3 protein-coding genes are annotated in these 2,297 nt (G+C 53.7%); 1 reads left to right on the forward strand and 2 read right to left on the reverse strand.

Translation table 11 applies throughout. The features are described 5' to 3' along the window. Positions 1-752 (forward strand): tetratricopeptide repeat protein (locus AB7E65_RS10905; RefSeq protein ID WP_428745892.1); only part of this gene is annotated, 752 nt, incomplete at its 5' end. 44 nt (positions 753-796) lie between these two features. On the opposite strand, the gene AB7E65_RS10910 is transcribed toward AB7E65_RS10905, so the two are convergent. Then, on the reverse strand, positions 797-1,501 hold the full coding sequence (locus AB7E65_RS10910; protein WP_428745893.1) for a cytidylyltransferase domain-containing protein: 705 nt from the start codon (positions 1,499-1,501) through the stop codon (positions 797-799). Continuing rightward, the coding region (locus tag AB7E65_RS10915; protein WP_428745894.1) for a nucleotidyltransferase family protein at positions 1,494-2,297 on the reverse strand (804 nt) is incomplete at its 5' end. The genes AB7E65_RS10910 and AB7E65_RS10915, both read right to left, overlap by 8 nt.

Consider the following 2,297-nt stretch of genomic DNA (forward strand, 5'->3'; position numbering starts at 1 on the left):
ACTTTTCGGAACTATCCAAAACCTGGCAAAAACTTGGCGAACCGGGACGCGTCAAGGTGTGGCAACAACGGCAAAACCTGAAAACACACCACATGCCTGAAAAAACGAGACAAGAGCAGCAAAACCTCGAAGTACAATTCGAGAGGGCCGTGACCGCCGAAGACAGCAACCATCTAAAACGCAGCCAGCGTGATGCAAACCCCGAATTGGCACGCAGTAAAGCCGGCATGTTGTTCAAGAAAAAGGACAAGGCATCGCTTGCCGGACTCGTCGAAGGTCTCACAAGCATGAATCTCGAAGCCGCCGCGTCTGTTCGGTACCTTACCCAAGGTTACCTGGCGGAACTGGAAGGGGATTCCATGGGAGCCTTACAAGCCTACCAACAGACCCTGGATAAAAACGTGGAAATGGTTCGGGAAGATGCCCTGCGACGTGTTGCCTCCCTCTCTCTGAGCCTGCACGATAGCGAAAACGCTTTTTTAGCGCTGCAATGCCTGTCCGCCATATCCCCCGGATATTTACCACAATACGCCGAACTGGCGAAAACCATGGGCCAGATCCAGACAGCGTTGAATGCTTATGCGGACTATCTCGACCGGTTTCCTGATGATGTCACGGTTCTCCTCAAAGTCGGCAGATTATACAAGGAAATCGGCCATGACGACTCGGCGGCCAGCGTGTTCAGATATCTTCTGGATAAGGATCCCGATAATGAAGCAGCCCGCCGAATGTTGGCTACAGTGGCCGCCTGAAAATGAAAAGCCCCGGATTTTCCCGAGGCTTTTCACTTATTGACTCATGATTTCTGCGATAGAAGAACAGCTTCCGCGATGCGAAAATCCATCAAGCTATCAATATCCACGGATCTGGCATCAGGCATCGGATAAGCATAAGTTCCACTGCCGAAAAATGACCCGTTTTTCCGTAAAAACTCAGGTGCACCAAGATAAATGGCGCCATTTAAACGATAATAAACAGGCAGTTCCTGCCGGTTGGTATTCAGCACCTCAGGCCGCAAAAAATCGGCCATATTGCCATCAGCGGGCAGAACATTGCTCCACCAGGGGTGATGATCCGTTTCGCATACCGACACGATGGCAGCAGCTTGCTTTTCAAAATATAACTCGATGGCCTGATCGATATCCGCCGCCGTGCGCAAAGGCGAAGTCGGCTGCAGCCAGACGACGAGATCAAAACGCTCACCGTTCCCGGCATACCAATCCAGGGCATGAACAAGGGCATCGAAACTGCTGGCACTGTCCGTCGCAAGATGGGCTGGCCGCAAAAAAGGCACCGGTACCCCTTCAGCCTCGGCCACATCGGCGATGTCCCGACTGTCCGTGGATAGCGCCACAAAATCGACATAGCGGCTATGCCTGGCCGCTTCGATACTCCAGGCAAGCAAAGGCCGCCCGGCCAGCTCGCGGATGTTCTTGCCCGGCAGTCCCTTGCTGCCACCCCGCGCCGGAATGAGCGCCAGAATCCGCCTGCCATCAAACACCGAACACCTCCGCATATTCCTCGTTGGCCTGCTCAAAATCGGCGGGCTGGCCGATATCCATCCAGTATTCCCTCACCGGGAAGGAACAGGTCTTGGCCCCGTCATCAATCAGTTTCTGAAAAAGCTGCGGCATATCGAAATATCGATCCCGGGGAATTTTTTCAAGAACTTCGGGACTCAGCACGTAAATGCCGGCGTTGACGTAATAACGGTGGATCGGTTTCTCCTCGATTTGCTTTATGGTCGCACCATCGGAATGCACCACGCCGTAGGGCACCTGCAACTCATAATCCCTGACACACATGGTTGCGCTGGCTCCGGAAAGGTTGTGGTAATTGACCAGGTGTTCGAAATTGACATTGGTCAAAAGATCGCCGTTCATGATAATCACCGGTTGCTCACACTTTTCCGGGAGCAGACTAAGAGCTCCTGCCGTCCCCAGCCGCTTGTTTTCAACCAGATAATGCAATCTCGCACCAAACTCCCCGCCATCACCGAAATAAGCCTGAATCTGCTCGCCCCGGTAGTTCAGACTCAGAAAGATGCGACGAAAACCATAATGGGTGAAATTGCGGATGATGGTTTCAAGGATGGGCCTGGAACCGACCTTGAGCAGCGGCTTGGGGGTATTTTCCGTCAGGGGGCGCAACCGGGTGCCAAGACCGCCGGCCATAACGACCACCGTATTGGGTTTTTCGCTGATACGCAGGTATTCGTCGATCACTTCGACGCCGACCAGCAGCCCCTGATCGTCAACCATGGGCACCTGCTTGACACCCGCGGCGAGCGCCATCTG

Origin of the sequence: Syntrophotalea sp. (genome assembly GCF_050253115.1) — a bacterium.
In the GTDB taxonomy this organism is placed as follows: Bacteria; Desulfobacterota; Desulfuromonadia; order Desulfuromonadales; family Syntrophotaleaceae; genus Syntrophotalea; species Syntrophotalea acetylenica.